Here is a 5,135-nt window from a genome sequence, read left to right as displayed (position 1 = left end):
TACCGGGGGCCGGAGTCGTGGACGTCCGTCAATATTCGGACGGCCTTACCGGGGGCCGGAGTCGGGGTCGCTCAACGCCCTGTCCAGCCACGTACCACTCGGGACCGGTTGAACCGCGTCGAATCCCTCCCGCCGCACCGGCTTAACCGATGTTCAGGGGTATTGTACTAATCCGGCGCGCCATTTCCAATATAAACCCACAGGATCAGGTCGTCGCCGCCGGGATCCTGGTCGGAGGCGATTGTGGCGAGGTCGGTCTGCCACGTCCCGTCCTCCCCGGCGGTGGCGAGCCAGACCCCGCGCGAGTCCACGCCGTACTCGAGGGGGTTTCCGTGGACGTCGGTGGGACGTCCCTGGCTAAGGTAACGCTCGTTGCCCAGGTAGGGGCCGGTCCAACGGGACATTCCCTCTCCCGCGCGGGCTTCCCCCGTCGCGCCCTCTCCCCCGTCGCCCTCTGGTCGCGCAATCAGCTCCCCCAGCCCCCGCGGCCAGCGGCCCAGGTCGTCCCGGAAGCTTTCGACTGCCCCCGAAACCTCCTCCAGGCGTTGGACCTCGGGCGGGAGCTCTCCGGGGCGGGTCAACCAGTACCCCACGGCGAGCCCCACCAGGGCTAAAACGGCGATACGGCCCGCCGATTTCCACCGCCCACCCCGCGCCTCCAGCTCGGCCGCGCACTCGGGACAGACGTTGCGTCCGTCCAGGCGGGTCCGGCATTCGGAGCAGACCAGGCGGCCGCAGTTCATGCAGACCCCGACGGCCGTGCTCGCGGGATGATTCGGGCAGACGTGTTCGCCGGGGTTCATGGGCGGGTCCGTCGCAAGACGGTGAACCATCGTCGGCAGTATAGCATCGGGGGTGGGGCGTGTCAAAGGGCCGCGTCCGTGTGCTATCATTGACCCCGTTCGGGAACCCGGGGGGTCCCCCGGAGCGTTCTTCAGTTTAACCAACCACCGAGGACGGGTCATGCCTCGAACCAAAGAAGACGGGAAGGAGCGGGTGATGCCTCGCTGGCTTCAGGTCGTCACCTGGCCCTTCCGCAAATATCGCGAGCACCACCGGCGGCTCTCCAAGACCCTGCGCTTCCTCGAGGGCCTGGCCGTCGCCCTCGTCATCGCCCTCATCCTGCGCGAGGTGGCCATCCAGGCCTCCTGGGTCCCCTCCACCTCCATGTACCCCACCCTGGAGAAGGGGGACTTCCTCCTGGTGAACCGCCTGGTGTACCTCTTCAACGAGCCCGAGCCGCGCGACATCATCGTCTTCCGCCACTGGACCTACGACCCGCGGACGCTCAAGGAGGTGGAGACGGACTTCATCAAGCGGTGCATGGCCGTGCCCGGGGAGTACTTCCGCTTCCACGGGGGCTTTTTGTGGAAGGACACGGACGCGGACCACTCCGACGCCGGGCCGCTGGACGAGAGCGACTACCTGCGGCCCGAGTACATCGGCAAGACCTTCGTCCCGGATCCCCGGGAGACCGACTTCCGCTCCGGCGAGCCCTTCGTGGACGGGGTCTGGTACCAGGTGCCCGTGGATTGCTACCTCATGCTGGGGGACAACCGGACCCGCTCCGCCGACAGCCGTTACTGGGGTTTTATGGCCAAGGACGACATCAAGGGCAAGGCCTTCGTCATCTACATGAGCTTCGCCGGTCCCGAGGGCGCCGACAACCAGATGTACCTGGACCTGTTGGACCTCCCCTACTACGTCACGCACCTGCGCCTGGACCGGATGATGGACACGGTGAAGTGATTCTCTGTGGAAGAACCCCGACCGAGTGTGCCGGAGACCGTTGAAACCGCGGGGAACGGCGGCGGGCCGGCTTCCGATCGGCGCCGCAGGCTCCTGTCGCTCGCCCTGGCCTTCGGCGTGGCGCTCGTCATCGCCCTGCTTCTGCGCCTGTTCGTTTTCCAGGCGAGCTGGATTCCATCGGGCTCCATGCGGCCCACGCTGGTCGAGGGGGACTTCATCCTCGTAAACCGGCTGGCCTACCTGGTGCGGGAGCCCCGGCGGGGCGAGGTCATCGTCTTCCGGCGCGACGACGCGGACTACGTCAAAAGGCTCTTGGCCCTGCCCGGGGACCGCTTCAGCTTCGCCGACGATTACCTCGCCGAGCGCTTCGGCGGGGACGAGCACGTCCTGCCGCCGGGGAGCTACCTCGTCCTGGGCGACAACCGCAACTCCTCCGACGACAGCCGGGGGAGCCTGGGCTACGTCCGCCGGGACGAGATAATCGGCAAGGCTTTCATGGTCTACCTCTCGGTCAACCTCGCCCGGATGCGGTCCGAGGGGGAATCGGGGCTGGCCGTGCTGGGCTACGTCCGCTGGGACCGGATGCTGGACGTGGTGCGCTAGGGGACGGCGGCGGTTGGGGGTAGTTGCGGCGACCGCGTTAAGAGAGCCGGGTTGGGAAGGTGCGCCCTTGGTACGGCCGCGCCCCCCCTCTCCCTCCGGGAGCGGCGCGCCGACGGGGATGGGGTGAGGGCCACCTTTGAAAAAATCCCTCCCACCGGGGGCCGTCGAGGCCCGGGGTGGGGCGAGGGTTGCGGCGGTCTTGGTAGTTGACGGTGCGCGACGCCGGGGGCGATGGCCGGAACGGTGAACGTGACGCGGCGCGGGTGGTGCACCACGTCGCGTCGGACCGGCGCTAAGGGGGGGGATGGCGACAGAGGATAAAGCGCCGCTGTGCACCGCCCGCCGCCTGGGACAGGCGGTCCTCGCCGCCCTGGTGCTCGTCGTCGGCGTCAGGCTCTTCCTCTTCTGCCCCTACGAGGTCTCCTCCCACTCGATGACCGACACCCTCCTGCCGGGGGATCTGGTGCTGGTGGACAAGGTGGTCTACGCCCGCGCCGAGCCGTCCCGGGGAGACGTCATCTGCTTCTCCTCCCCCACGGGCGGGGGGCGGGACTTCTTCGGCCGGGTCATCGCCCTGGGCGGGGAGACGCTGGAGATACGGGAGGGGCTGGTCTTCATCAACGGCGCCCGGAGTCCGCTCCGCGAGCCCTACGTCGGCCGGGCCCCCCAGGAGGATTTCGGGCCGGTCGTCGTCCCCGAGGGGTACCTCTTCGTGATGGGGGACAACCGCCGGGACGCGCGCGACAGCCGCATCTGGGGACCGCTCGACTCCGGGCTCGTGCTGGGCAAGGTCGTGGGGGTCCTCTTCTCCGACGACCCCTACGCCGTGGACAAGGACCTGGGCCTCGCGGGAACCGTTCGCTGGGGGCGGACCTTCGGGGCGGTGGAGTAGCCGTGCGCGTATTTTTCCTGGCTCTGGGGCTGGCCGCCCTCCTCGGGGGGTGCGCCGAGCCCCCGGACGCGGAGGTGGCTTCCGTCGCAACCCGCATCTACACGGGAACCCCGCCGGAGAAGGCCGTCTTCGAGGCCGGCCTGGACACCGCCGCCCTGGTCCGCGCCACCCGGCGGATTTTGGAAGACCCCGCCCGCCTGCGCAATTTTCTGGGTGTCCTGCGCCGGGAGACGGAGTAGATGGCCCGCTTTTCCATCGTACTCGCCCTGCTGACGCTCCTCTTTGCCGCCTGCGACGAGAACCACCCGGCGAGCCTCCGGGAGGCGTACTTCGCCTACCTGGATGCCCGGTCGGCGGGGCGGGATTCGGAGCCGACACTCGAGGACCTGGGCTGGACTGTCGAGGAGCTGGAGTCGGCCGTGGGGCACCTGCGCTCCGAGGACCCCGAGGGTTTTCGGGCGCTCATAGACGCCTACCGGGCGTCGCGGGGGCTGCCGAAAGATGATTGAGCCGTCCTTAGCGCGCCGCCGGGCGCGACTGCTCGTTTTCATAGTCCTGGGGGGGATCATCCTGGCCGTCGTCGCCACCCTGGTCGTGGGGGTGCTGACCACGCCCGAGACCGAGCCCCTCCCGAGCTCCGATACCGTGCTGACCAAGGGGGTGCCGTGTCGCCTGCAAAGCGCCTGTTTCTCCTCCTGAGCGCCATCTCCGTAGGGGTGATCGCCCTCTCCCTCGCGCTCTTCTACGGCATCCGCGAGGGGTCGCCCGGCCCGCTTCCGCTGAAGGACGTCCTCTACGGCATGGTGGACCTCGCCGCCGAGCGGGGATCGCTGGACGAGGGGCAGATAGAGAATTACCTCGAAACCGTGGGGTGGACCTCCGAGCGCCTGGAGGCGACCCTGGACAACATCTCCCGGGACGACCCGGCGCTCTTCCAGGAGCTTCTCGGCGACCTCGCGACCTACGCCTGGGAGCATTACGGCGTGGCGCTCCAGGAGCTGGGGCTCGGTTAAGCGGGGTCGCCCCCACCAAGGGGTTTACCCGAATAAGAGGTCTTTTCAAACGGCCGGAGCGATGGTTGAACGCGTGGTCGCCCACAACAAGGGGCTTAAGTCCCTTGCCTTGCCCAAAGCGGTGTACGTACCGATAAAGGTGATGTCGTGAAGGCGGAGGATTTCGAGGCCCAGGCCCGGTCGCTGGCCCACGAGCTGCGCAACCCCCTGAACGCCATGCGTCTCAACCTGGAGATGCTGCGCGACGACCTGCGCTCGCTGGGCGCCGACGCCGAGACCCTGGAGATAGCCGACGCCATCGGGCGGGAGATTGACCAGCTCGCCGACATCGCCACCGCCTTCCGCGACTTCGCCAGCTCCCCGGCGCTCCGGTTGGAGGAGGTGGAGCTGGCCGAGCTGTGCCTGGACCTGGCCGCCTTCCTGAAGCCGCAGCTCCGCGAGTCCGGCGTGCGGCTGGAGTGCGACTGCCGTCCCTCGCCGGTGGAGGGCGATCGGACGCTCCTGCGCCAGGCCGTGCTCAACCTTCTCTTGAACGCCCTGGCGGCCTGCCCCGGGGGCGGGCTTATACGCTGCCGCTGCCGGCCCGAGGGCGGCGGGGCGCGGGTGACCATTTCCGACGACGGCCCCGGACCGGGACCGGACCCCGAGGCGCACTTCAAGCTCTTCAGCTCGACCCGGCCAGGCGGGACGGGGATCGGGCTGCCCCTGGCGCGCAAGGTGGCCCGGCTCCACGGGGGGGACGTGACCCTGGCGGCCGGTCCCGACGGCGGCGCCGTCGCCACGCTGACCCTGGGACCGCGCCCCGCCGCGCGGACCGCCGATTGAATAAAACCCCGGTCGGGGGATGACCCATGTCCAAGCCGCTCATATTAATCGTT

Annotated in this window: 9 protein-coding genes; 8 read left to right on the top strand and 1 reads right to left on the bottom strand. The window is 68.8% G+C overall.

Annotated elements, in window-relative coordinates; translation table 11 throughout:
- Positions 1–167: 167 nt before the first annotated feature.
- Positions 168–803 (bottom strand): hypothetical protein, encoded by a 636-nt coding sequence (locus NTW26_06400; GenBank protein MCX7021887.1) that lies wholly within the window; start codon positions 801–803, stop codon positions 168–170.
- A gap of 160 nt (positions 804–963) precedes the next feature.
- Here NTW26_06400 and lepB (NTW26_06395) point away from each other — a divergent pair, with 160 nt between their 5' ends.
- From lepB (NTW26_06395) to NTW26_06360, 8 genes are all read left to right on the top strand, one after another.
- The gene (gene lepB, locus NTW26_06395; GenBank protein MCX7021886.1) at positions 964–1,749 is read left to right on the top strand and encodes a signal peptidase I; all 786 of its coding nucleotides are present in this window, start codon (positions 964–966) and stop codon (positions 1,747–1,749) included.
- A gap of 27 nt (positions 1,750–1,776) precedes the next feature.
- Positions 1,777–2,352: a signal peptidase I gene (gene lepB / locus NTW26_06390; GenBank protein MCX7021885.1), complete on the top strand. Its 576-nt coding sequence runs from the start codon at positions 1,777–1,779 to the stop codon at positions 2,350–2,352.
- 304 nt (positions 2,353–2,656) lie between these two features.
- Positions 2,657–3,244, top strand: a complete 588-nt coding sequence (gene lepB, locus NTW26_06385; GenBank protein MCX7021884.1) for a signal peptidase I — start codon at positions 2,657–2,659, stop codon at positions 3,242–3,244.
- Positions 3,245–3,246: 2 nt separating this feature from the next.
- Positions 3,247–3,483 carry a hypothetical protein gene (locus NTW26_06380; protein ID MCX7021883.1) on the top strand — a complete coding sequence of 79 codons (237 nt, stop codon included), beginning with the start codon at positions 3,247–3,249 and terminating at the stop codon, positions 3,481–3,483.
- On the top strand, positions 3,484–3,753 hold the full coding sequence (locus NTW26_06375) for a hypothetical protein (GenBank protein MCX7021882.1): 270 nt from the start codon (positions 3,484–3,486) through the stop codon (positions 3,751–3,753).
- Complete coding sequence (locus tag NTW26_06370; GenBank protein ID MCX7021881.1) at positions 3,746–3,943, top strand: hypothetical protein; 198 nt, start codon at positions 3,746–3,748, stop codon at positions 3,941–3,943. Before NTW26_06375 ends, NTW26_06370 begins: the two co-directional genes overlap by 8 nt.
- Positions 3,910–4,257: a hypothetical protein gene (locus NTW26_06365; GenBank protein ID MCX7021880.1), complete on the top strand. Its 348-nt coding sequence runs from the start codon at positions 3,910–3,912 to the stop codon at positions 4,255–4,257. The genes NTW26_06370 and NTW26_06365 overlap by 34 nt, the downstream gene beginning before the upstream one ends.
- 147 nt (positions 4,258–4,404) lie before the next feature.
- Positions 4,405–5,082 carry a HAMP domain-containing sensor histidine kinase gene (locus NTW26_06360; GenBank protein MCX7021879.1) on the top strand — a complete coding sequence of 226 codons (678 nt, stop codon included), beginning with the start codon at positions 4,405–4,407 and terminating at the stop codon, positions 5,080–5,082.
- The last annotated feature ends 53 nt before the right edge of the window (positions 5,083–5,135 follow it).

The organism is bacterium, assembly GCA_026398675.1.
GTDB lineage: Bacteria > RBG-13-66-14 > RBG-13-66-14 > RBG-13-66-14 > RBG-13-66-14 > RBG-13-66-14.
The sequence above is the reverse complement of the archived record's forward strand: the minus strand, read 5'-3'. Positions and strand labels throughout refer to the sequence as shown.

Excerpts from the sequence above, each read along its gene's own strand:
- NTW26_06400 (MCX7021887.1), bottom strand. The coding sequence starts at position 803 with ATGAACCCCGGCGAACACGTCTGCCCGAATCATCCCGCGAGCACGGCC.
- lepB (MCX7021886.1), top strand. The coding sequence starts at position 964 with ATGCCTCGAACCAAAGAAGACGGGAAGGAGCGGGTGATGCCTCGCTGG.
- lepB (MCX7021884.1), top strand. The coding sequence starts at position 2,657 with ATGGCGACAGAGGATAAAGCGCCGCTGTGCACCGCCCGCCGCCTGGGA.
- NTW26_06375 (MCX7021882.1), top strand. The coding sequence starts at position 3,484 with ATGGCCCGCTTTTCCATCGTACTCGCCCTGCTGACGCTCCTCTTTGCC.
- NTW26_06370 (MCX7021881.1), top strand. The coding sequence starts at position 3,746 with ATGATTGAGCCGTCCTTAGCGCGCCGCCGGGCGCGACTGCTCGTTTTC.